Origin of the sequence: Amycolatopsis sp. SB7-3, assembly GCF_041021335.1 — a bacterium.
GTDB lineage: Bacteria > Actinomycetota > Actinomycetes > Mycobacteriales > Pseudonocardiaceae > Amycolatopsis > Amycolatopsis japonica.
In genome coordinates, this window is sequence record NZ_JBFPJQ010000001.1 from 1,098,213 (window position 1) to 1,121,254 (window position 23,042).

Below are 23,042 nucleotides of genomic sequence, written 5' to 3' on the forward strand. Positions count from 1 at the left end.
TCAGGCGGCGTGGATCTCCACCGAAGAGCCCGTACGCGCCTTCCGGACGCGTAGCCGCGTCGGGATCCGCTGCCGCAGCTCCTCCACGTGCGACACCAGCCCGACCACTCGCCCTCCGGCGCGAAGCTCGTCGAGGATGTTCATGACGATGTCGAGCGTCTCGGCGTCCAGCGTGCCGAAGCCCTCGTCGATGAACAGCGTGTCCAGCAGCGCTCCGCCGGTTTCGGCGGCGACGACGTCGGCGAGCCCCAGGGCCAGCGAGAGCGACGCGAGGAAGGACTCGCCGCCTGACAGCGTCTTCGCGGGCCGGATGGTGCCGGAGTAGTCGTCGAGCACGTCGAGCCCGAGGCCGCCGCGGGTGCCCCGCGCCCCGGCCGCGTCCGAGTGCACGAAGGAGTAGCGGCCCTGGCTCATCGTCCGCAGCCGCGCGGTCGCCGCGACCGCGACCTCCTCCAGCCGCGCGGCCAGCACATAGGAACGCAGCGACATCTTCCGCGCGTTCTGGCCGCGCCCGTTGACCACCTCGGCCAGCGCCTTCAGTTCGAGGTACCGCTCTTCGACCGGCGCCAGATCCGCCATCAAGGACGTCATCCGCTCGGCCAGTTTCGTCAGGTCGGCGTGCCGTGACGTGGCCGCTCGCAGCGCCACGAGTGCCTGCTCGGCCTCGCTTCGCGTGTCCCGCGCCGCGTCCGCCGAAGCACCGACGTCGATCTCGTCCTCCGGCGAGATGCCGAACAGGTCGGGTTGCGCGAGTTCCTCGCGGGCGGCCCGCTCCATCACCTTCGCATCGGCGAGACTGGCCTCCAGTTTCGTGATCTGCTCGTCCGGCCGCGCGGCGGCGCGCATCTCGTCGAGATCGGCGAATCCCTTGGCCAGCAACGCTTCCTTGACCAGTTTCGCTTGCTCGTCCCGCCGCTCACGGGTACCCGCGACACTTAGCCGCGCTTCGGCGAGCGCGTCGAGGCGGGTCGCGACGCCGAGCAGATGCCGCCGCCGGGCGGCGACATCGGCGAACTCGCCTCGTGCGCTCTCCAACCGCCGCTCGCGTTCGGTCAGCCGCTCCGTCAGACCGCGTACCTCGGTCGCGATCTCGACCGCACGACGCTCGGCCGCGCCGCGCTGTTCGGTCAGCTGCTCGATCTTCCGTTCCAGGGCGACGACCTGTGTCTCGAGCGCGGGCCGTTGGCGTGCGGTTTCCGACAGTGTGGCGACCAGTGCGCGCGCCTCGCCGAGTTCGGCTCGCAGCGTCTCGGCGGTGTGTTCACCCAGCCGCTCGATCAGGACGGTCAGGCGGTTTTCGGCCTCCTGCAACGCGGCCTTCGCCTTCTCGCGCCGCATATGCGCCTGCTGTTCCGCGATTTCGGCGCGGCGTTCGTCCTCGGGATCGACCAGGCCACCGGTATGCGTCGCCGGCGACGGGTGGTCCGTCGCACCGCAGACCGGGCAGTCCTCGCCGTCGTGGAGACCGGCGGCGAGTTCGGCCGCCATCCCTTCGAGACGCCGCTCCCGCAGGTCCAGCCGGTGCTGCCGGGCCTGCTGATGGCCGTCCACGGCCTCGCTGACCGCCACCCGCGCCCGCTCGACGACCTGCTTCACCCGAGGCATCTCGTCGGCGTCGCGGGCCAGCGCGGTCAGCTCGTCGACACGAGCACGGGCGCCGTCGAGCCTCGCTTCGGCTTCGGCGGCAGCGGCCGCTTCGGCACGCAAAGCCGTGACCTTCTCCGGCGCGGCACCCAGTTCGGCGGCGAACTCCTCGGCCTGCTTCTCCGCCTTGCCCGCGGCGGCCGTCAGCTGCTCGCGCCGGACCAGATCCCGTTGCTGCTGCTCGCTTTCCGCCACGAGCTCGGCGAGCGCGCCCGCCTCTTCCCGCAAACCACCCGCCCGAGCGCGCAGCTCCGCGGCGGAACTGTCCGCCGCGTCAGGAACCTCCTGGGCCCGGAGAGCCTCGGCCGCTTCGGCCTCCGCGAGCTGGTCCAGCCTGCGTTCGAGGAGATCGGCCTCGGCGACCACCCCGGCCGCGCGATGGGCCGCCTCGACCTCTTCCGCCCACTCCGCCCGCTGGTCCGCCTGCTCGGCGATCACCGACAAGCGCGTATAGGCGGTGCGCACGCGGCGGATCCGTTCGGCGGTCGACCGGTTCTCCTGCCAGACGGCCTCGGCCTTCTTCGCCGCCGCACGGGCTTTCGTGTCACGTTCCTGTGCCTCGCCGACGCGGCGCGCCGACTCGGCCAGCACCTCGTCGACCCACTCGGCCTGCCCCTCTTCGGGCGCTTCCTGCCCCGCGACCTGCGCGAACCGGGCGACCCATTCCCGCAGCGACTGCTGCCGGGCCTGCAACTCGCGGCCGCGTTCGGCACGCAGGTTCGCGAACCAGTCCTCGACGTCCGAGAAGCGCTCGGTGCCGAACAGGCGCTCCAGCAGCTCCTCGCGCTCGGCGGTGTTCGCGCGCAGGAACCGTGCGAACTCGCCCTGCGGCAACAGGACCACCTGGAAGAACTGCTCGTGCGTCATGCCGATGAGCCGTTCGACCGTGCGCGCGACCTCGTCGATCCGTGTGATGCCCTCGGCCACGTGGCCGGCGGGCACCGTGCCGACCCAGCTGAGCACCGCCTTCGCCTGCTGGACGGTCATCCCCTCGCCCCGGCGCTTGGGCCGCTGGTACTCGGGGTTGCGCGTGATCCGCATCCGCTGGCCCTGCACGGTCAGTTCGAGCACGACCTCGGTGACCTGATCCGGCTCGGCGAGGTCGCAGCGCAGCCGTTTGACCTCGCCGCGAGCGCCGGGAACGGTGCCGAACAAGGCGAACGCGATCGCGTCGAGCAGCGTCGTCTTCCCCGCGCCGGTGTCACCGTGCAGCAGGAACAGCCCGTCCGCGCCGAGCGCGTCGAAGTCCACCACCTCACGGCCCGCGTACGGACCGAAAGCGGCGACCTCCAAGCGGTGCAGTCTCATACTTCGCGCTCCCTGCCCGCCGCGCCCAGCGCCGCCAGCACCAGCCGCTCCTCGCTCTCCGACGGCGCGGAGCCCCGGCAGTCCTCCAGGAAACTGCGGGTGATCTCGACGTCGGACCGCCCGCGGACGGCTTCGGCGTACTTCAGCGCGGCCCCGTCGTGCCCGCCTTCCGGCTGCCAGTCCATGTGCACCGCGTACGGGAACCGCTCACGCAGTTTGCGCATCGCGTCGATCGGGCGGACCCGATCGGTGACCGTGAACGAGAGGAAATGTTCGGTGAGGCCGTCGTGCTCCGGATCCGAAAGCAGCTCCGCCAGCTCGCCGCGCAGCATCGCGAGATGCCGCGGCACCGGCAGTTCGTGGCGCCGGACCTCGGCCAGCCCGTCGGCGCCGAGTTCCACCAGCCACACCGATTTTCGTTGGCGTGTCTCGGAAAACGAGTACGCCAGCGGGCTGCCCGAATAGCGCAGGTGCTCGGCGAGGGTCTGCGGGCCGTGCAGGTGGCCGAGCGCGACGTAATCGACGCCGTCGAACACCGAACCCGGTACCTGCTCGACGCCGCCGACCGCGATGGTCCGCTCGGATTCGGTCGGCTCGCCGCCGGTGACAAAGGCGTGCGCGAGCACCACCGACCGCGTCCCGGACGGCCGCCCGGCGAGATCCTCCCGGATCCGCCGCATCGCTTCGGTGAGAACGCCGGTGTGACCGCGGGCCTCGGGGACGCCGAGGGCGTGACGCGCGGGCTCCGGTTCCAGATACGGGATGCCGTAGAGGGCGACCTCGCCGTGCTCGTCGGGCAGCAGCACCGGCTCGGCGAGCCCGTCGATCGTGGCGCGCAGATGCAGCCCGCCCGCCGCGGCGAATTCGGCGAACGCGCCCAGCCGCGGCGCGGAGTCGTGATTGCCCGGGGTCATCACCAGTTTCGCCCCGGCCTGCCGGATCCGGCCCAGCGCCGTGGTGGCCACGCGGACGGCCTCCGCCGAGGGCACCGCACGGTCGTAGATGTCCCCGGACACGAGCACGACGTCGACCGACTCGGCGACCACGAGCTCGGCGAGATGACCCAGCACGGCTTCCTGTTCGGCGAGCAGATCGGCGCCGTGGAAGGTGCGGCCGATATGCCAGTCGGAGGTGTGCAGGAGCTTCACGCAGCCCAAGGTAGGGCCGCACACCGGCCGGACAGCGGAGGCGCGCCCTTGGCGGCACTGCGCTTTCCGACACGCCGGGGACGACGCAGGTCAGATACGGAGCGCGACCGCGCCGCTCCGGTTTTGTCGGTGGGTTCCGCCATGATGTCCTCCGACTCGGATCCGGAGGGGAGGTACCGGTGGCGACGGTGATCACCACCGCGGCCGTCGTGCTCGCGTTGCTGCTGCTCGCGGCCGTCGCGCTGCTGTGGCGGCTGTACAACGACGGCATGCGGCGGGCGGACGCGGCGGCGAAACAGGTCGCGGCCGAGCGGGCGAAGGCGGATCAGCAGCAGCTCGCGCTGCGCCGGTACGAGGTCGCGTTCGCCTCGATCAGCGGCCGAGGCGAGTTGGGCGAGCAAGTGCTCCTCGAGACCGCACGCGCGCTCGGGCTCCGCGAGGAGCTGCACTTCACTTTGCAGACGGATCTGGCGGGCGGCGGCGCCGCGAAACCGGACATGGTGCTGCGGGTCGGCGGCGGCCGGACGGTCCCCGTCGACGCGAAGGCCAGCATGGCCTGCTGGGCCGAGGCCGTCGAGACCGACGACCCCGAAGAACGGCTGGACGCGCTGCGTGTCCACGTCCGGCAGCTCCGGTCGCGGGCGGCCGAGCTGGCGGGCAAGGGCTACCAGCGCTGGGCCGACGCGATCTACGGGACGATCATGTTCGTCCCGTCCGACGCGGCCGTCGTGGCCGCGCTGGACACCGACCCGGAACTGCTGCGCTGGATGCTGGACCGGCGGGTCTTCCTGTGCGGACCGACGGGATTCGCCGTACTGGCCTCCGCCGCGCTGTTCGCCGCGACCGAACGGGCACTGGTCGAGGACGTCGAGCAGGTGCGGGCGGGCGCCGCGGCCGCGCACCGGGCCGCGGGCAACGCGGTCGACGCGCTGAACCTGTCGAGCACCCACCTGCAGCGTTTCATCTCGGCTCGGCGGCGGGAGCTGGAGGCGCTCGAGAGCTTCCGGAGCACGGTCTCGCCGCTGACGGACGCCGCGGGCAGCCCGGCACCGGTGCCGCTGATCAGGAAGGCGGACGAACTCCCCGCGTCGTGAGGTGTCGCCTGTAGTGGTCCAGGTCCGGTCCGTGAAGGCCTCCTTGAGGGACTCTGGGTCCCTCAAGGAGGCCTTCACGGACTCGCATGCCGTCACACAAGCCCCATCAGCACCAGCAGTCACAGCGGCTGCGCCTGAAGGCCCCCTTACTTGCGCCTAAGTACAGGAAGGAGGCCTTCAGGTACCGCAGGTACTCAGCACACCGACCACACCCGCCCCACCAGCGGTTTCCGGAATCGCGAGCTCCGTTTCAGCCCGGAAGACAACCTTGTCGCCCGCTTACTCGTAGTACTTCCGGTAAGTGCCCGGACGGTCCGTCCGGGTGGTCCGGAATGACCACTACCAGGCGATAGACACACCGCCTGTTGGCGGTATGCCCGCAGCTTGGATATACGGTGGAGCCTGTGACCGCGATTCGCGATCGCCAGAGCGATCCTGATGCCGACGACGTCCCCGTTGCCTGGGACGAGCGTCCGCTCGTCGGCGCCAGGCGTGGGCTGCCCTGGTGGGCGGCCGTCCTGGTGGGCTTCGGGCTCGCCATCCTTGGCGCCTTCGTCGACATGATGATGCAGAAGGACCTGGGCCTGCTGTTCAAGGCCTGCTACGCGCTCGGCGCGGTGGCCGCGGTGGTGGCCGTCCAGCGCCGCGGGCTGTTCGGCCCGATGGTGCAGCCGCCCCTGGTCCTCGCCGTGACCGTCCCGGGAGTCATCCTCCTGACCTCGGACGGCAGCAAGGGCACGGACCTTCTTTCGAGAGCCTTCGACGTCGGCACGCCGCTGATCAACGGCTTCCCGACGATGGCCATCACCACCGGCATCACCTTGGCGATCGGCATCTTCCGGATCTACCGCGAGCGCGATCCCGAGGCCCCGGTGAAGGTCAAGCCGGGCACCAAACCGGAACGCCGCGACGAGGCCAAGCCCGCCGCCCGTCCCGCCGCGGCCGCCGCGCCGGGCCGTGGCCGTCCGGCGTCCCGGACCGGTCAGACCCCGCCCCCGCCTTCCCGTCGCGGTGCGCCCCGGGACGCCGCGCCGCGAGACGGTGCTCCGCCGCGCCGCCGTCCGGTCGACGACGAGCGCCGTCCCCGCCGCGACGCCGAACCCGGCGCCCGCAAACCGCCGCCCCCGGGCCGTCAGCCCCGGCGGCCGCGCCCGGAAGACGGCGAACCCCGCCGCCGCGATCCCCGTGGTGAAAGCGCCCCCGGCGCCCCCGGCGCCCCGCGCCGCCGCCCGCCGCGTGCCGACGACCCGCGCCGCGGAGGGCAGCCGCCCCGCCGCCGGCCGTGGGACGACGAGCGGTGAAGCAAGGGACCTTTGCTACCACTTGAGCCGCTGACCAGCGAAAAGGGCCGCCCGAGGACTTCCTCGGACGGCCCTTTCCCGTAAGGAACGTCAGGCCTTCGCGGCCTTGCGCAGCTCGTGCGGGAGCGCGAACGCGATCTTCTCGTTCGCGGTGGTGACCTCGTCGACGCTGTCCCAGCCGCGCTCGGCCAGCCACGCCAGCAGATCCATGACCAGCACGTCCGGCACCGAAGCACCACTGGTGACACCGACGGTCTCGACACCTTCGAGCCAGGCTTCGTCGACCTCGTGCGCGAAGTCGACCAGGTGCGACGCGCGCGCCCCAGCCTTCAGCGCGACCTCGACCAGCCGCTTCGAGTTGGACGAGTTCGTCGAGCCGACCACCAGCACCAGGTCGCACTCGGCGGCCATGGCCTTGACCGCGACCTGGCGGTTCGTGGTGGCGTAGCAGATGTCGTCGCTGGGCGGGTCGGCCAAGCCGGGGAACTTGTCCCGCAGCTGATCCACGCGCTCCATGGTCTCGTCCACCGAAAGGGTGGTCTGCGACAGCCAGATGACCTTCGACGGGTCGCGGACCTGGACCTTGTCGACGTCCTCGGCGGTGTCGACGAGCTGCACCTTGTCGGGAGCCTCGCCAGCGGTGCCTTCGACCTCCTCGTGGCCTTCGTGGCCGATCAGCAGGATGTCGTAGTCGTCCTTCGCGAACCGGTTGACTTCCTTGTGCACCTTCGTCACGAGCGGGCAGGTCGCGTCGATGGTCCGCAGGTTGCGCTCGGCCGCCTCGGCGTGCACCGCGGGCGAGACGCCGTGCGCGGAGAACACTACCAGTTCGCCCTCGGGCACCTCGGAGGTCTCGTCGACGAAGATCACCCCGCGCTCGCGCAAGGTCTCCACGACGTGCCGGTTGTGCACGATCTCCTTGCGCACGTACACGGGTGCGCCGTAGAGCTCGAGTGCCTTTTCGACGGCGATGACCGCGCGGTCGACACCCGCGCAGTAGCCGCGAGGCTTGGCGAGCAGGACACGTTTGCCACCTGCCGGCACACCGGACTCGGTGATCGTCGGACTGCCGGCGGGCGTGATTCCGGGACTCGCAGAACTCATGCCCCCAGGGTACGGGCTGCCCCGGGGGCTCCTCGCACTCACGTTCAGGTGACCAGCGAACCCCTCCAAAGTATGTGCGGGGAGTCACGTCCTGTGAGCCGACACACCCGTTCGGTTGGGCAGGATGGGCCGGATACGGCAGGCTAGACGTATGAAGCCTCTCCCGCTCCCCCTCCGGGTCGCCGCGGGCCTCGCCGTCACCACCGCCGAGCGGGTTCGCGAACTTCCCAAGCAGCTCACCGGGCTCCCCGTCACGGTGGTCAGCCAGGTGCTCCAGTTCTCCATGCGCGTCCAGCAGCACGTCACCGAGCTCGCCATCAAGGGCGACGACGCGCTATCGGGCCTTCGCCCGGTCGAGGACACGCCCAGCTGGGCGACCTTCGACGAAGATCTCCCGCCGGACCTGGGCGAACGCCGGTACGAACGCGACTCGTGCGTCATCCCGCTGCGGGAGGACGCCGAGGTTCCCGAGCCTCGCGCCGAGACCAACGGCCACCTCCACGACCTCGAAGCGCTCACCGAAGACCCGTGGGCCGAGGAAGAGCGCGCGCTTGCCGAGGAGCACCCCGACGGCGAATTCGACAGTGCCGCCGGTGCGAGCGCGCCCGTGACCTCCGGTCCGGCCGGGCTCGACGACTACGACACGCTCACCTTGCCGCAGCTGCGCGCCCGTCTGCGCCGGTTCGACCTCGCTCAGCTGGAAGAGCTGCTGACCTACGAAAAGGCGAACGCCGACAGGGCGTCGTTCGTCGGCATGCTCGCGCGGCGCATCGGGAACGTGAAGAAGGCCGACGGAGACGGCACGGAAGGCCAGTGAGCGCCGAACCCACCTCCGCGACGGCGGGTCCGTCCACCACGGCCGAAAACCCGTGGCCGGTCCGCACGGTCGCCCGCAAGGTCGGCGAGTGGATCAACCGCCTCGGCGCGGTCTGGGTCGAGGGCCAGGTCACGCAGATCTCGGCCCGCCAGGGCACCAACACCGCGTTCCTGACCCTGCGCGACCCGTCCGCGGACGTCTCGATGTCGGTGACCTGCCCGATGGGTCTGCTGCGCACGATCGAACCGCCGCTGCGCGAAGGCGCGAGCGTCGTCGTGCACGCGAAGCCGACGTTCTTCATGAACCGCGGTTCGCTGAGCCTGCGCGCCAACGAGATCCGCGCGGTCGGCATCGGTGAGCTGCTCGCGCGGATCGAGCGGCTGCGACGGCTGCTGGCCGCCGAGGGTCTGTTCGCACCGGAGCGCAAACGCAAGATCCCGTTCCTGCCCAAGGGAATCGGACTGATCACCGGCCGCGCGTCCGCCGCCGAGCGCGACGTGCTGGTGAACGCGCAGGCCCGCTGGCCGCATGTCGCGTTCAAGGTGATCAACACCGCCGTCCAGGGTTCGCTCGCCGTCCCGCAGATCCTCCAGGCACTGTCCAAATTGGACCGTGACCCGGATGTCGACGTCATCGTGATCGCGCGCGGCGGCGGCAGCGTGGAAGACCTGCTGCCGTTCTCCGACGAAGCGCTGTGCCGCGCCGTCTCCGCGGCCGGGACCCCGGTGGTCAGCGCCATCGGGCACGAGCCGGACACCCCGCTGCTCGACCACGTCGCCGACCTCCGCTGTTCGACGCCGACCGACGCCAGCAAGCGGATCGTGCCCGACGTGCGCGAGGAGACCCAGCGCGTCCGCCAGATGCGCGACCGCGGCCGCCGCGCCCTGCACGGCTGGGTGGACACCCAGGTCAGGCTGCTGAACCAGATGCGCAGCCGCCCCGTGCTCGCCGATCCGCTCGGCCCGATCCAGCGGCGCTCCGACGACGTCGAGATCCATCGCGAACGCGGGCGCCGCGCGATGCTCACGCTGCTCGCGAAGGACCAGGCGGAGATCGCCAGCGCCCGCGCGCGGCTGACCGCGCTCGGCCCGGCGGCGACCCTCGAACGCGGCTACGCCGTGGTGCAGTACACCGATCCCGAAGGCAACCTCCAGGTACTCCGGTCCGTCTCCGAGGTCGTGGACGGCGCGAAACTGCGCGTCCGCGTGGTCGACGGCGCACTCGGCGCCGTCGTCTCGGGAGAGCCGGAGGAGGGGCGTTGACGGCGAGTTTCCTGCCTTTGACCATCGATGCCGCGAGACGGGCCGACGCCCCCGAGGTCCTGCGCAACGCGCTGCTGACCGACCACGCGGCCGCCGAATGCTGGACCGTGCTGCTGGCGGGATGTGAGTTTTCGACAAAGCGGGGTCTCGACGCCCAGCTGCGCAAACTCTCCGAAGCGACGGCCGAGCACGTCGGCACCCGATGGTGGTTCGCGGACGGTTCGGTGCACCGTAAACGGGTGGCGCGGGCGCAGGAGAACCTCGTCGCGGCGATCGCGGAGGGTGACGGCCAGGAGTTCGCTCTCGCCTTCGTGGGTTACGACAACGCCATGGCCGGCGCGGTAGTGTGCGCGGGTATCGGCAAACACCGACGTCCGGTAGAAGGAAGCACAGCGTGAGCGAGACCGCCGAACTCGGCTACGAGCAGGCCCGCGACAAGCTGGTCGAGGTCGTCCGCGAGCTCGAAGCGGGCGGGCTGTCCCTGGAACAGTCGCTCGCCCTGTGGGAGAAGGGCGAGCAGCTGGCGAAGGTCTGCGAGCACCACCTCGAGGGCGCGCGCGAGCGGATCGAGGCCGCGTTGTCGTCCGTCGAGGACGAGGCCGGCGACGGTCAGTGACGTTCACCATGCTCCTGCGCCACCGAACCACCGTGGGTATCTGAGAGACTGGGACCCCGCCGAGTTCCTGACCCGGGAGGCCGCATGCCCACCCCCACCTCGTCCGCCAGCTCTTCGCGACGTCCTGAAGCCCCCGATCGCAACCTCGCGATGGAACTGGTCCGCGTGACCGAAGCCGCCGCGATGGCCGCGGGCCGCTGGGTGGGCCGCGGGGACAAGATCGGCGGGGACGGTGCCGCCGTGGACGCGATGCGCCAGCTGGTCTCGACCGTGTCGATGCGCGGTGTCGTCGTCATCGGCGAGGGCGAGAAGGACGAAGCCCCGATGCTGTTCAACGGGGAAGAGGTCGGCAACGGCGACGGGCCGGACTGCGACGTCGCGGTCGACCCGGTCGACGGGACGACCCTGATGGCCAAGGGCATGCCGAACGCGCTGGCCGTGCTCGCGGTCGCCGAACGCGGCGCGATGTTCGACCCGTCCGCGGTGTTCTACATGGAGAAGCTCGCCGTCGGCCCGGACGCCGCGGGCAAGGTCGACCTGGCCGCCCCGATCGCGGAGAACATCCGCCGGGTCGCGAAGGCCAAGAACTCCAGCGTCTCCGACGTCACCGTGTGCATCCTCGACCGGCCGCGCCACGAGCAGCTGATCAAGGAGGTCCGCGAGGCGGGCGCCCGGATCCGGTTCATCTCCGACGGCGACGTCGCGGGCGCGATCGCCGCGGCCCGGCCGAGCACCGGCGTCGACATGCTGCTCGGCATCGGCGGCACCCCCGAAGGCATCATCGCGGCCTGCGCGATGAAGTGCCTCGGCGGCGAACTGCAGGGCCGTCTGTGGCCGAAGGACGACGCGGAGCGCGAAAAGGCACTGGCCGCGGGCCACGACCTCGACCGCGTGCTCGGCAACGACGACCTCGTCCGCGGCGACAACGTGTTCTTCTGCGCCACCGGCGTCACCGACGGCGACCTGCTGCGCGGCGTGCACTACCGCGCGGGCGGCGCCACGACCCAGTCGATCGTGATGCGGTCGAAGTCCGGCACGGTCCGGATGATCGACGGCTACCACCGGCTGACCAAACTCCGCTCGTACTCGTCCGTCAACTTCGACGGCCACCTCGACGACACACTGGAAGACGACGTCGTTCCCCCGCTCCCGTAAGGAGAAACCGTGCTCAAGCGCGTGCTCGTGGTCCTGCTCGCGGCGATGGTCCTCACGCCGGTCGGGCAGGCCACGGGCGCGGGCGACCTCGTCGGCGGCAGAGAGGCCGACGAGCACTACCCGTTCATCGTTTCGCTGCATTCGGCCTCCGGTAAGGCTTTCTGCGCCGGGACGCTGATCGCGGCGGACTGGCTCGTGACGGCGGGGCACTGCGTCGAGGGCAAGAACCCGGCGAATCTGGGCGCGCGGGTCGGCAGCAACGACAACACCCAGGGTGGCGAGATCGCGAAACTCGCCGAGATCGTGGTGAATCCGTCCTACAACCCCGAACCCGAGCACGCGGGCGGCGATCTCGCGCTGGTGCGGCTGGCCGCCCCGGTGAAGACGGCGCCGATCGCGATCGGGGCCGTCGTGGCGCCCGGGACGGCGACGCGGCTGCTCGGGTGGGGCCAGACGTGCCCGACTTCGGGCTGCGGCAAGGGTCCCGCGAAGCTGCAGCAACTGGACACGAAGATCGTCGAAGGCACGCGCTGCACCGCGAAGTTCGACGGGGCAGTCGAGTTGTGCACCGACAACCCCGGTGGGAACACGGGTTCGTGCTACGGCGATTCCGGTGGCCCGGAGATCGCCAAGGTCGACGAGAAGTGGGTGCTGCTGGGCACGATCAGCCGTCCGGGCAACGCGGATCCGGTGTGCGCGACCTCGCCGTCGATCGCGACTTCGGTGGTGGCCTACGCGCAGTGGATCGCGGAGAAGATCACGCCGCCTACGCCCGCCTGAGAGATGCCATGAACGGGACGTTCCTTGCGAAATTTGCAAGGAACGTCCCGTTCATGGCACGCGCTACTCGGCGTTGCTCGAGTGGCCGGGGAACAGATGCGCCTCCGGATTCAAAGCGACCGCGATGTTGTTCACCGCCGTCGCCGCTTCCCCGAACCCGGTCGCGATCAGCTTCACCTTCCCCGGATACGCCGCGACGTCGCCCGCCGCGTAGACCCGTTCTCGCGGGGTCGCCATGGTCGAGTCGACGGCGATCGCCCGGTGGTCGATCTGGAGTCCCCAGCTTTCGATCGGCCCGAGATCCGCGGTGAACCCGAGTGCGGCGACCACCGTGTCCGCGCGCAGCACCTCGGGCTCGGCGCCCTTGATCTGGATCTCGACCTCGGCAAGCGCGCCGTCGCGATCCAGGAACCGGGTGACTTCGGCGTCGGTGACGATCCGCACGCCGAGTTCGCGCGCCTGCCGCACGATCGACTCGGCAGCGCGGAACTTCGCGCGCCGGTGCACGAGGGTGACGCTGGCGGCGACCGGATGCAGCGCGAGCACCCAGTCGAACGCCGAGTCCCCGCCGCCGACGACGACCACGTGCTGTCCTTCGTGCGCCTTCAGCGACGGCACGAAATGGACCATGCCGCGGCCGAGCCAGCCGTCGCCCGCGGGCAGCGGCCGCGGGGTGAACTCGCCGATCCCGGCGGTGATCAGCACCGCGCCGGCGCGCAGGACCTGCCCGCCGTCGAGGGTGATGGTGACGCCGCCTTCGACGCTTTCGAGTTTCTCGGCCTTGCGTCCGAGCAAGTACGCGGGTTTGAACGGCGCCGCCTGGTCGAGCAGGCCCCGGACCAGATCGCGGCCGCGGACCTCGGCGAATCCGCCGACGTCGTAGATCATCTTTTCGGGGTACATCGCGGTGACCTGACCGCCCGCTTCCGGCAGAGAATCCACGACGGCCATCGAAAGGCCGCGGAATCCCGCGTAGTAGGCGGCGAAAAGACCTGTCGGACCTGCCCCGATGATGACGAGGTCGTACGACGTTTCCCCAGCGGACTCGCTCATTCGGCACTCTCCCGGCCGGTGGTGGGCGGCGTGATCGAGAACACATTCGATCCTAGCCCTCGCGTGCCGAAAGACACGGAGCGCGCCGAGAGACGCTGCGCGAGACTTGGGGTATGGCTGAACAGGAATACCGGATCGAACACGACACCATGGGCGAGGTGCGCGTCCCCGTCGACGCCCTCTACCGCGCGCAGACGCAGCGCGCCGTCGAGAACTTCCCGATCTCCGGCCGTGGCCTGGAGCGCGCCCAGATCCGCGCGCTCGGCCTGCTGAAGGCCGCCGCGGCGCGGGTCAACGCGCGGCTCGGCGTGCTGGACGCCGAGGTCGCCGAGGCCATCGCGAAGGCCGCCGACGAGGTCGCCGAGGGCGAGCACGACGCGCACTTCCCGATCGACGTGTTCCAGACCGGTTCCGGGACCTCGTCGAACATGAACGCCAACGAGGTCATCGCGACGCTCGCGTCGAAGGCGCTCGGCCGCGACGTGCACCCGAACGACCACGTCAACGCTTCGCAGTCGTCGAACGACACCTTCCCGACGACGATCCACGTCGCCGCGACGGAAGCAGTGCTCTCCGATGTGATCCCCGCTCTGGAGTACCTGGCGGCCGCTATCGAGACGCGGGCGACGGAATGGGCGGACATCGTGAAGTCCGGCCGCACACACCTGATGGACGCCGTGCCGATCACCTTCGGCCAGGAGGCCGGCGCGTGGGCGTCTCAGGTCCGGTTCGGGGTCGAGCGGCTGAAGTCGGGTCTGCCGCGGCTCGGCGAACTGCCGATCGGCGGCACCGCGGTCGGTTCCGGGCTGAACGCGCCCGAGGGCTTCGGCGCGGCCGTTTCGCAGGAACTGGCTTCGGTGACCGGCCTTCCGCTGACCGAGGCGCGCGACCACTTCGAGGCGCAGGCGACGCAGGACAGCGTCGTCGAGACGTCCGGGCATCTGCGCACGGTCGCGGTGTCGCTGAACAAGATCGCGAACGACCTGCGCTGGCTGGGATCCGGCCCGCGCACCGGGCTCGCCGAGCTGGCGCTGCCGGATCTGCAGCCGGGTTCGTCGATCATGCCGGGCAAGGTGAACCCGGTGATCCCGGAGGCGACGCTGCAGGTGGTCGCCCAGGTGATCGGGAACGACGCGGCGGTCGCCTTCGCGGGCGCGGCGGGCAACTTCCAGCTCAACGTGAACCTGCCGGTGATCGCGCGCAACGTGCTCGAATCGGCGCGGCTGCTCGCCGCGGTCTCGCGACTGCTGGCGGACAAGGTGTTCGCGGGCGTGACGGTGAACGACGACCGCGCGCGCGAGTACGCCGAAGGTTCGCCGTCGATCGTCACGCCGCTCAACAAGTACATCGGCTACGAAGAGGCCGCCGCCATCGCGAAGCAGGCCCTCAAAGAGCTGAAAACAATCCGCGAGGTCGTGATCGAACGCGGTCACGTCGCGAACGGCAAGCTCACCGAAGCGCAACTGGACGAAGCACTCGACGTCCTCCGCATGGCACGCGGAGGACGCTAAGCGCCGAGAGCGACCACAGCCGCGTGAAGCGGTGAGGCGAGCGAAGCCGCCAGCCCACCCGAAGGCGGTGTCTCGGTGAACAGGTGCAGCCAGGTCAGCACCGGACCGAGCAGGATCGCGTGCACGAGAGCCGGATCGGGCCGTCGTGAGAGTTCCCCTCTCGCGACGGCCCGATCCAGCATCTGGACCAGATAGCCACGTTCGCGGCCGAGGAAGACCTCGCCGAACCTGGCCTCCAGTACTGGATCCGCCCGGACGTCGGCGAGCAGCGACGGCAACGCCTGCCGCAGTTCCACACCGTCCAAAGAGGACTGGACCACTTCGAGTACCGCCGCCACGTCGCCCCGCAGCGAGCCGGTGTCCGACGGCGGTTCGAGCTCGACCGGATGGATCACCGCGGCGAACACGAGTTCCGCCTTCGACCGCCATCGCCGATACACCGCGGCCTTGCCGACGCTCGCGCGCGCCGCGACCGCGTCGATCGTGCAGCGCTGGTAACCGGTTTCGGTCAGCAACGCCCGCACGGCCTCGCGGACCGCGTCGTCGATTCCCTCTTCCCTCGGCCTGCCTCTCGCCATGACCGCAGTTTACGAGACTGACAGTTCCGTATATCGTCCGGGTATGACGTGGACGAGAACCTCCCGCGAAATCCTTCCCTGTCCGCCGTCGGCGCTCTGGCCCTCGCTGGCCGACTTCGGCCGTTGGCCCGACTGGGATCCCGACCTCAGCGCCGCCGAACTGCACGGCCCCGCCGCGACGGGGACGACCGGTTTCCTCGTCCCGAACGGTTTTCGCGGCCGCGTGCACTCACGGGTCGCCGAGCCGTTCACGATCACGTCCCTGATCCAGGACCGCGAGATCGCCCTTCGCCAGCCGATTCCCTTCGGTGCCATGGATCTCGTGCTGCGGCTGACCGCCGTCGACGGCGGGACGGAGTTCGTCCAGGAGATCACCCTCGGCGGGCCGATGCGCGCGGTCATGGTCGCGGTCATCGGCGGCGACGTCGTGAAGCATTTCGACGTCAAGTGCGCCAGGCTCGTCGAGCTGGCGGCGGCGCAGGCCGATCACGACGCCTGACGAAACGAGCGCCACCCCGATCACCTGCGAGAAGCGGAAATCCTGCATTCCCAGCAGGAGTGAAACGGCGAGCCCGGAGACCGGCATCAAGCCGACCAGCACCCCGGCCCGGTCCGCGCCGAGCACGGAAACCGCCGAATACCAAAGAAGAAACGCGATCGCGGTGACGACGACAGTGAGGTAGCCGAGCGCAAGCAGTTCACGCCCGTCCGGCCACGCCCAGGCGCCGGACGGGTCGATGATCGTCCCGACGACCGCGCCGCCGGCTCCCGCGGCGAAACACCCCCAGGTCGCGGTCGCCAACGGCCCGAGCCTTTCGAGCACGCCGACGGCGAGCAGCGTGAAGAGCGCTTCGCACACCATGGCCAGCGCCGCGAGCACCAGCCCTTGCCAGCGCGCCGCGCCGCCGCCGGACAGCACCGCGATCCCGAGCCCCGCGAGTACCGCTCCGGTCACCGGCGCCCACGACGGCCGTTTCCCCTTCGCCAGCGGACCGGCGAGTGCGAGCACGAGCGGTGTCCCGCCGAGGAAGGCGGCGACGAGACCGGGTTCGGCGTAGCGCTGCGCGAACAGCAGGCACGCCTGGAATCCGATCATCCCGGTCGCCGCGAGAGCGATCAGCGACGGGAGGTCGCGCGCGCCCGGCAAGGGCAGCGGACGTCCGCTCAGCCGCGCCCACGCCAGCAGGAGCACTCCCGCCAGCGCGTATCGCAGCGCCTGCCCGGTGATGACGGGGTAGCCGTCGAGCATTCCCGTCACCGGCACGGACGCGCCGACGATCAGCACCCCCAGTACGCCGATCGTCACGGCTCTTCTGTCGTTGTCCATGCCTTTCACGATGGCGGGTTTTTGGCCCTGAGCGAAGGTCCAAATCGGAGTCGCCGCACAGGACCATAACCAGCCTGGGTCTGCCAGGACCAGGCAACCACCCCGCGAGATCCGGGATACTCGAAGACATGACCGAGACGGCCGGACTGGGCGAATTCCTCAAGGCACGCAGGGCCGCGCTGGACCCGGCGGACCTCGGCCTGCCGACGGGGTTCAACCAGCGGCGGGTCACCGGGCTGCGGCGCGAGGAGCTGGCGCAGCTGGCCGGGATCAGCGTCGACTACTACACGCGCCTGGAGCAGGGCCGGGCACGCAACGTGTCCGACTCCGTCCTCGATTCGCTGAGCCGCGCGCTGCGGCTGCACCGGGACGAGGACACCTACCTGCGCAATCTGGCCACCCCGAAACGCAAACGCGTCGCGCGGCCGAAGGCTCAGCGGATCCGGCCGGAACTCCAGATGATGCTGAACGCCATCCACTCCCCGGCGATCGTCCTCGGCCGTTACGGCGACGTACTCGCCTGGAATTCCCTGGGCGGCTCGCTCTCCTTCGATCTGGCCTCGCGGCCGGCGGGCGAGCGCAACATCCCGAAGATGTTCTTCCTCGATGAGCACGCCCGCGAGCTGCATCCCGAGTGGGAAACCGTGGCGAAGGAGATCGTCGCGAACCTGCGCTCCGAGAGCGGGCGTTATCCGGACGACCCGTACCTCGCCCAGCTGGTCGGCGAACTCTCCCTCGGCAGCGAGGACTTCCGGAAGCTCTGGGCGAAACAGACCGTGCGCGAGAAGGCGCACGCGTGGAAGGTGATGGTCAACCCGATCGTGGGTGAGCTCCGGCTGCGTTACGAGACGCTGCGCCTGCCCGACGATCCCGACCAGGCCCTGGTGATCTACACCGCCGAGCCCGGCTCCGACAGCGACCGCGCGCTGCGCCTGCTCGCCAGCTGGGTCACCGATCCCGCGCACGCTTGAACGCGAAACTGTCGGTGTCCGGGTCCATGATGGATCCATGTTGCTCACCGCGGTGGTGACCGCTTCGGCCGAACTGGCCGCCACGAGGTCCAGGAAGGCGAAGATCGCCACTCTGGCCGCGGTCCTGCGCGCCGCGGGCGAACTGGAGCTCCCCGCGGTCATCGCGTTCCTCACCGGGCAGCTGACCCAGGGCCGCATCGGCACCGGTTGGCGGACACTGGCCGCGCTGGACGCGACCCCGGCCACCGAGCCGTCGTTGACCGTGTCCGAGGTCGACACGGCCTTCGACACGGTCGGGGCGGCGTCGGGTTCGGGGTCGGTCAAGCTGCGCGCGGACACGCTGCGGGCCCTGCTCGTCAAGATGACCAAAGAGGAGCAGGAGTTCCTGTTCAGGCTGATCAGCGGCGAGCTCCGGCAGGGCGCGCTCGAAGGGATCATGGTGGACGCCATCGCGGCGGCGTCCGAGATCCCGGCCGAGGACGTCCGGCGGGCGTTCATGCTGTCCGGGCAGCTCCCGGTGACGGGCCTGGCCGCGATGACGGGCGGCCGCGAGCGGCTGGCCGAGTTCAAACTGGCGCTGGGCAGGCCGATCCGGCCGATGCTGGCCTCCCCGGCGGAGTCGCTCGACGAGGCGGCCGCCGAACACGCCGAGGCGCTGGTCGAGTACAAGATGGACGGCGCGCGGATCCAGGTCCACCGCGAAGGCGACGAGGTGCACATCTACACGCGGACCCTGCGGGAGATCACCGGCAGCGTCGGCGAACTGGTGGACCTGGTGCGGTCCCTGCCGTGCACGTCGGTGGTGCTCGACGGCGAGACCCTCGCACTGACCGACGACGGCAGGCCCAGGCCGTTCCAGGAGACGATGAGCCGGTTCGGCAGCAGCCGCGAGGAGCAGGTCAAGGCCCTGTTGCTGCGGCCGTACTTCTTCGACTGCCTGCACCTCGACGGCGTCGACCTGCTGGACGCGCCGCTCTCCGAACGGAACGCCGCCCTGCGCCGGGTCGCGGGCGAGCACGTCATCCCGGGCGAGGTCAGGCCCGCCTCGGCCGAGGGAGTGCTGGAAGCGGCGATGGCCGCCGGGCACGAAGGCGTGATGGTCAAAGACCTCAATTCGCCGTACGCGGCGGGGCGCCGGGGCCGCGCCTGGCTCAAGGTGAAGCCGGTGCACACGATCGATCTGATCGTCCTCGCCGCGGAATGGGGGCACGGCAGGCGCACCGGCACGCTGTCGAATCTGCATCTCGGCGCCCGCGACCCCGACGGCGGTCCGCCGATCATGGTCGGCAAGACGTTCAAGGGTATGACCGACGAGCTGCTGGCCTGGCAGACGAAGACGTTCCAGGAGATCGAGACCCATCGCACGGACTGGGTGGTCCACGTGCGGCCGGAGCTCGTCGTCGAAATCGAACTCGACGCGGCCCAGGTGAGCACGCGGTATCCGGGCGGGCTGGCGCTGCGCTTCGCGCGCGTCGTGCGCTACCGGCCGGACAAGGAGGCCGCGGACGCCGACACCATCGACACCGTGCGCGGCCTCCTGAAGCCCTGACCCCTCCCCGCATTTAGTCCTCTGGATGCGATCCTTGCGCGCGCAACGACCGCATCCAGAGGACGAAACGCGTCAGTAGCAGCGGTCCGAGGAGATCTTGTAGGTGTAGTTGTTCGAGAGGTTGGAGGTCACCTCGAAGCGGATCTTGTGATACACCGGCGGCTCCCCGAGCACGCCGTGCTTGACGGTGCGCTCCTTGCCCGGCGCGATGGCCCCGCTCCAGAGGCCCTTGTCGAAGACGTCGTCGATGATCTGGACGAGCATTCCCCGGTAGTCGTGGTTGTGCACGGTGATGTCGATGCTCTGCCCCGCGCTCACCTCGACGACCTTCGTCTTCCCGCCCATCAGCGGTCCGCCCTCACAGACCTTCGACGCCGCCGAAGCGGACGGTGCCATCAGCAGGGTGCCGGCCAGCGCGACCGGGACGACGGCGAACAGTTTCTTCTTCATCGGTTCCCCACAACGGTCTTGACGACATTGGACTGGACGGCCAGATCGAGGCCGATCTTCATGTTTCCCCCGCAGTAGGCCTTCTCGCCGTTCTTGAAATGCACCGTCAGATCCCCGGCGCATTCGAACACCTTGACGTCCCAAGTGCGCGTGCCCGGCTTGAGGCAGATCGCGTCCTTCCCGGCCCTGCGCATCCAGCCGTGATAGCCGGATTCGCAGGTGATGATCGGATCACTGCCCGAAGCGGGCGCCGGAGCCGCCTGCGCGGCGGTGACCGGCAGGAGCGCCACGGTGAGCGCGGCCCCGCCCAGTGCGGCGACCTTGACGTACGGACGCATGGATTCCCTTTCCGCGAATAATGTGAGAGTGTTTCGGAAAATCCCCGCCCGGAATTCCCGGACGCCGATGACGTTAAAGGCCGCCGAAGCCACTCCGGAAGCGATTCACGACCGCGGAATGGCCATGGCCGAACGAACAATGTCCGCGCAGGTCAGCGCTTTGGCCATCGGCCCGGAAAGTCAAATGACGCGGACCGAGAAGAACACCGCGCGCGTGTTCGGCAGCAGGATGTGGCCCTGTTCGTCGGCCATCTTCCAGTACACCTGGCAATGCCCGGGACGGTCGGGCGCGCGCACCTCGACGGAGACGCGGACATGTTCGCCGGGGGCGGTCTGCGGAACGGGGACGCGTTCGGGCGTGGCACATTCGCCCGGATTCCCGAACGATCCGGCACGGACCAGGTAGCGGCCGATCCATCCGACCGTTCCCGCGTTGCGGAACTCCCAGGTCTTCACGAAAACCGAGCCTGCCGCGACCTCGCTGCCGTCGGGCACGGTCACGTCGGCGACGAATTCCGACGCGTCACCGGCCGGCGCGGCGGGCTCGGATCCGAACGGGACGGCGAAGACGAACACCAGCGCCGCGACGAGCACGAGCGCCACGGCACCGGCGAGGACGAACGCCGTCCGCCGTGACCGCTCCGGCGCGGGCTCGGGCGCGGGTTCCGGCACGGCGCCGGCGGTCAGCGTGTCCCGCGCGCGTTCCCACTCGCCGCGCCATTCGTGGCGGACCTCGTCCTCGTCGCCGCCGAGCACGCCGACGGCCAGCACGCGGACGAACTCCCAGGACGTTTCCCAGCTGGGCAGCCGCTCCCCGCGGGCCGCGGCCGAAAGCGCCGATTTCGACGCGAGCGCGCCGTACTCGTCACGCATCCGGTCGTAAGAAGGGTCACCGGCGGCCCGTTTCAGTTCCCACAGCCGTCGCGCGAACCCGGCGACGGGTCCGCTGTCCTCCGCCGGACCCCGCGCGACCCGGCCGCGGCGTCCGGGCCTCCGCTCGACGTCCATCGGTGCCCACGATATGACCCGATGGGCGGGAAGACCCGGCGGCGTCCCGCCCCCGATCGAGTGGCGGCGTGCGGTGGTGACGGGACGTCGCCACCCGATCACCCATAAAGTGGGCGAATGCAGGCTTCCAAGATCGCGCGTGCCTGGTTCGCCCTGACGGCGCTGGTGGTGATCGCCGGTCTCGCCGCGCAGATCCCGGTCTCCGCGGGCACCACCGGCGGCACCTTCCACACCCCGGCCGGCCGGGTGGCCAACCTGCTCGCGTTCTTCACCATCGACTCGAACATCCTGGTCGGCGCCGGCAGCCTGCTGCTCGCGCTCGGCGTCGCGGGCCGGTCGACGTTGTTCGGCGTGCTGCGGCTCACCGGCCTCGTCGGCATCACCGTGACCGGGGTCGTCTTCCAGGTCGCGCTCGCCGATCTCTACGAACTGCACGGCTGGGCGGTGTTCGCCGACACGATGCTGCACAAGGTGTCGCCGTTGATGTGCGTCGCGGGCTGGCTGCTGTTCGGGCCGCGCGGCCAGCTGTCGTGGCGGGTGCTGTGGTGGTCGCTGCTGTACCCGCTGGCCTGGCTCGCCGTCACGCTGGTGCGCGGCGCGATCATCGGGTTCTACCCGTACCCGTTCGTCGACCCGGGCATCAACAGCTACGGCGGTGTCGCCTTCAACTGCGTGCTGATCGGTGTGCTGTTCATCGGTCTCGCGGCGGCCGCGGTCGGCTTCGACCGCACGTTCAGCCGCCGCGACGAGCCCGACGACTACCTAGCCCCGGACCCGGCGGAAAGCGTTGAGCGGATCCGCGACGCCGGCACGTACTAGCGTCCGCACCGCCCCGAGCCGCCGGTCCACCGGTTTCCCGGCGGCCACCCGGTGCATCTGCTGGGTGTGCCACTGGATCTCGAGCAGGCTGTCGGCCAGCCGGATACCGGTCTTCGGAGCCGTGCGCTGGGCACGGACCTCCTCGCCACCCAGCAGCCGCCCGGGCAGCGCCGGGTCGACGATCAGCGGCCTGCCGAGGCCGATGACGTCCAGCGACCCGGAACGCAGCGCCTCCGCCATCCCCTCCGGGCTGGTGAAGCCGCCGGTGACCATCAGCGCGACGTCGGTGACCTGCCGCGCCTTCGCGGCGTAGTCCAGGAAGTAGGCCTCACGGCTGAGGGTGCTCGCCTTGGCCGAGCCCATCATGACGGCCTTCTCGTAGGTCCCGCCGGAGACTTCCAGCAGGTCGATGCCCGCTTCACCCAGTTCGCGGACGACTTCGAGCGAGTCCTCCTCGCTGAAGCCGCCGCGCTGGAAGTCCGCGCTGTTGAGCTTGACCGCGATCGGCACGGCGTCGCCGACCTCGGCGCGCACGCGGGCGACGACTTCGAGCAGGAAGCGGCGCCGCCGGAGCGCGTCGCCGCCCCAGCCGTCGGTGCGCCGGTTGGTCAGCGGGGAAAGGAACTGCGACACGAGGTAGCCGTGCGCGCCGTGGATCTGGACGCCGTCGAATCCCGCGTCGACGACGGTCCGCGCGGCGACGCCGAACCGGTCGACGATCGCCTCGATCTCGGCGACAGTGAGCGCGCGCGGCGTCGCGAAGACCGAGCGGATGCCGCGGTCGCCGAACGGCACCGCCGACGGCGCGACCGGCTGACGGGACAGGAAACGCGGGCTCTGCCTGCCCGGATGGTTGAGCTGTGCCCACAACCGGGTCTCGGTCCCGTCGACCGACCGCGCCCACGGCTTGAACTCGGTCGCGTCCGGTTCCCGCGGCACCGCGACGTTGCGCGGTTCGCCGAGCGCGGTCGGATCGACCATGACGTTGCCGGTGATCAGCGTCCCGGCGCCGCCGCGAGCCCACGTCCGGTACAGCTCGGCCAGTTCGGCGGTCGGCCGGTTGCGGCGGTCGCCGAGCTGCTCGCTGAGCGCGGCCTTGGCCAGCCGGTTCGACAGGGTCGCGCCGCATCGCAGTTTCAGCGGTTCGGCCAGCAGTTCCTTGGGCTCGCTCATCGCGCTTTCTCCCGCCGTTACCTACTGAGCAGTATC

The 23,042-nt window shown here is 70.3% G+C and carries 22 protein-coding genes and 1 pseudogene; 13 read left to right on the forward strand and 10 right to left on the reverse strand.

What is annotated here, in order from left to right; genetic code table 11:
• Both AB8M46_RS05305 and AB8M46_RS05310 read right to left on the reverse strand, forming a co-directional pair.
• On the reverse strand, positions 1 to 2,952 hold the full coding sequence (locus tag AB8M46_RS05305; RefSeq protein ID WP_394359685.1) for an AAA family ATPase: 2,952 nt from the start codon (positions 2,950 to 2,952) through the stop codon (positions 1 to 3).
• Positions 2,949 to 4,100: an exonuclease SbcCD subunit D gene (locus AB8M46_RS05310; RefSeq protein ID WP_037340902.1), complete on the reverse strand. Its 1,152-nt coding sequence runs from the start codon at positions 4,098 to 4,100 to the stop codon at positions 2,949 to 2,951. The genes AB8M46_RS05305 and AB8M46_RS05310 overlap by 4 nt, the downstream gene beginning before the upstream one ends.
• 179 nt (positions 4,101 to 4,279) lie before the next feature.
• On the opposite strand from AB8M46_RS05310, the gene rmuC reads away from it, so the two are divergent.
• Both rmuC and AB8M46_RS05320 read left to right on the forward strand, forming a co-directional pair.
• Entirely contained in the window at positions 4,280 to 5,194 is a 915-nt protein-coding gene (rmuC, locus tag AB8M46_RS05315) for a DNA recombination protein RmuC (RefSeq protein WP_016337155.1), read from the forward strand.
• Positions 5,195 to 5,598: 404 nt separating this feature from the next.
• Complete coding sequence (locus AB8M46_RS05320; RefSeq protein ID WP_394359686.1) at positions 5,599 to 6,495, forward strand: DUF6542 domain-containing protein; 897 nt, start codon at positions 5,599 to 5,601, stop codon at positions 6,493 to 6,495.
• Between the two features lie 90 nt (positions 6,496 to 6,585).
• On the opposite strand, the gene AB8M46_RS05325 is transcribed toward AB8M46_RS05320, so the two are convergent.
• On the reverse strand, positions 6,586 to 7,599 hold the full coding sequence (locus AB8M46_RS05325; RefSeq protein ID WP_037340897.1) for a 4-hydroxy-3-methylbut-2-enyl diphosphate reductase: 1,014 nt from the start codon (positions 7,597 to 7,599) through the stop codon (positions 6,586 to 6,588).
• A gap of 151 nt (positions 7,600 to 7,750) precedes the next feature.
• On the opposite strand from AB8M46_RS05325, the gene AB8M46_RS05330 reads away from it, so the two are divergent.
• The 6 genes from AB8M46_RS05330 to AB8M46_RS05355 all read left to right on the forward strand — a co-directional run bounded on the left by AB8M46_RS05330 (position 7,751) and on the right by AB8M46_RS05355 (position 12,229).
• Positions 7,751 to 8,416, forward strand: coding sequence for a lipid droplet-associated protein (locus AB8M46_RS05330; RefSeq protein WP_394359687.1), 666 nt, complete (start codon positions 7,751 to 7,753; stop codon positions 8,414 to 8,416).
• Positions 8,413 to 9,678, forward strand: coding sequence for an exodeoxyribonuclease VII large subunit (xseA, locus tag AB8M46_RS05335; protein WP_394359688.1), 1,266 nt, complete (start codon positions 8,413 to 8,415; stop codon positions 9,676 to 9,678). The genes AB8M46_RS05330 and xseA overlap by 4 nt, the downstream gene beginning before the upstream one ends.
• Entirely contained in the window at positions 9,675 to 10,076 is a 402-nt protein-coding gene (locus tag AB8M46_RS05340) for a hypothetical protein (protein WP_037340892.1), read from the forward strand. Before xseA ends, AB8M46_RS05340 begins: the two co-directional genes overlap by 4 nt.
• The gene (locus tag AB8M46_RS05345; RefSeq protein WP_037340891.1) at positions 10,073 to 10,294 is read left to right on the forward strand and encodes an exodeoxyribonuclease VII small subunit; all 222 of its coding nucleotides are present in this window, start codon (positions 10,073 to 10,075) and stop codon (positions 10,292 to 10,294) included. Before AB8M46_RS05340 ends, AB8M46_RS05345 begins: the two co-directional genes overlap by 4 nt.
• An 84-nt stretch (positions 10,295 to 10,378) precedes the next feature.
• Positions 10,379 to 11,449 (forward strand): class II fructose-bisphosphatase, encoded by a 1,071-nt coding sequence (gene glpX / locus AB8M46_RS05350; RefSeq protein WP_037340889.1) that lies wholly within the window; start codon positions 10,379 to 10,381, stop codon positions 11,447 to 11,449.
• A gap of 9 nt (positions 11,450 to 11,458) precedes the next feature.
• The gene (locus AB8M46_RS05355) at positions 11,459 to 12,229 is read left to right on the forward strand and encodes a S1 family peptidase (protein ID WP_394359689.1); all 771 of its coding nucleotides are present in this window, start codon (positions 11,459 to 11,461) and stop codon (positions 12,227 to 12,229) included.
• A 63-nt stretch (positions 12,230 to 12,292) separates the two neighbouring features.
• Here AB8M46_RS05355 and AB8M46_RS05360 read toward each other — a convergent pair whose 3' ends face one another.
• Positions 12,293 to 13,282 (reverse strand): NAD(P)/FAD-dependent oxidoreductase, encoded by a 990-nt coding sequence (locus AB8M46_RS05360; RefSeq protein WP_394359690.1) that lies wholly within the window; start codon positions 13,280 to 13,282, stop codon positions 12,293 to 12,295.
• A gap of 113 nt (positions 13,283 to 13,395) precedes the next feature.
• Here AB8M46_RS05360 and AB8M46_RS05365 point away from each other — a divergent pair, with 113 nt between their 5' ends.
• The gene (locus tag AB8M46_RS05365) at positions 13,396 to 14,793 is read left to right on the forward strand and encodes a class II fumarate hydratase (protein ID WP_394359691.1); all 1,398 of its coding nucleotides are present in this window, start codon (positions 13,396 to 13,398) and stop codon (positions 14,791 to 14,793) included.
• Here AB8M46_RS05365 and AB8M46_RS05370 read toward each other — a convergent pair.
• Entirely contained in the window at positions 14,790 to 15,371 is a 582-nt protein-coding gene (locus AB8M46_RS05370) for a TetR/AcrR family transcriptional regulator (protein ID WP_394359692.1), read from the reverse strand. The two genes, AB8M46_RS05365 and AB8M46_RS05370, sit on opposite strands and share 4 nt — an antisense overlap.
• A gap of 43 nt (positions 15,372 to 15,414) precedes the next feature.
• Here AB8M46_RS05370 and AB8M46_RS05375 point away from each other — a divergent pair, with 43 nt between their 5' ends.
• A complete protein-coding gene (locus AB8M46_RS05375; RefSeq protein ID WP_394359693.1) occupies positions 15,415 to 15,870 on the forward strand; it encodes an SRPBCC family protein in 456 nt (151 codons plus the stop codon).
• Here the strand turns inward: AB8M46_RS05375 and AB8M46_RS05380 are convergent.
• Positions 15,868 to 16,698, reverse strand: a pseudogene (locus AB8M46_RS05380) (DMT family transporter); the annotation flags it as partial. The gene AB8M46_RS05375 and the pseudogene AB8M46_RS05380 sit on opposite strands and share 3 nt — an antisense overlap.
• A 128-nt stretch (positions 16,699 to 16,826) precedes the next feature.
• Between AB8M46_RS05380 and AB8M46_RS05385 the strand changes: the two are divergent.
• Positions 16,827 to 17,669, forward strand: coding sequence for a helix-turn-helix transcriptional regulator (locus tag AB8M46_RS05385; protein ID WP_037340875.1), 843 nt, complete (start codon positions 16,827 to 16,829; stop codon positions 17,667 to 17,669).
• A gap of 37 nt (positions 17,670 to 17,706) precedes the next feature.
• Complete coding sequence (locus tag AB8M46_RS05390) at positions 17,707 to 19,218, forward strand: ATP-dependent DNA ligase (RefSeq protein WP_394359694.1); 1,512 nt, start codon at positions 17,707 to 17,709, stop codon at positions 19,216 to 19,218.
• A 72-nt stretch (positions 19,219 to 19,290) separates the two neighbouring features.
• Here the strand turns inward: AB8M46_RS05390 and AB8M46_RS05395 are convergent, their stop codons facing one another.
• The 3 genes from AB8M46_RS05395 to AB8M46_RS05405 form a co-directional block, all read right to left on the reverse strand.
• Positions 19,291 to 19,668, reverse strand: coding sequence for a hypothetical protein (locus tag AB8M46_RS05395; protein ID WP_037340871.1), 378 nt, complete (start codon positions 19,666 to 19,668; stop codon positions 19,291 to 19,293).
• Complete coding sequence (locus AB8M46_RS05400) at positions 19,665 to 20,006, reverse strand: hypothetical protein (RefSeq protein WP_394359695.1); 342 nt, start codon at positions 20,004 to 20,006, stop codon at positions 19,665 to 19,667. Before AB8M46_RS05400 ends, AB8M46_RS05395 begins: the two co-directional genes overlap by 4 nt.
• Positions 20,007 to 20,186: 180 nt before the next feature.
• The gene (locus AB8M46_RS05405) at positions 20,187 to 21,014 is read right to left on the reverse strand and encodes an NBR1-Ig-like domain-containing protein (protein WP_394359696.1); all 828 of its coding nucleotides are present in this window, start codon (positions 21,012 to 21,014) and stop codon (positions 20,187 to 20,189) included.
• Positions 21,015 to 21,131: 117 nt separating this feature from the next.
• Between AB8M46_RS05405 and AB8M46_RS05410 the strand changes: the two genes are divergently transcribed.
• Positions 21,132 to 21,833, forward strand: coding sequence for a Pr6Pr family membrane protein (locus tag AB8M46_RS05410; protein WP_394359697.1), 702 nt, complete (start codon positions 21,132 to 21,134; stop codon positions 21,831 to 21,833).
• On the opposite strand, the gene AB8M46_RS05415 is transcribed toward AB8M46_RS05410, so the two are convergent.
• The gene (locus AB8M46_RS05415; RefSeq protein ID WP_394359698.1) at positions 21,777 to 23,006 is read right to left on the reverse strand and encodes an NADH:flavin oxidoreductase/NADH oxidase family protein; all 1,230 of its coding nucleotides are present in this window, start codon (positions 23,004 to 23,006) and stop codon (positions 21,777 to 21,779) included. The genes AB8M46_RS05410 and AB8M46_RS05415 overlap by 57 nt on opposite strands.
• Positions 23,007 to 23,042 lie beyond the last annotated feature (36 nt).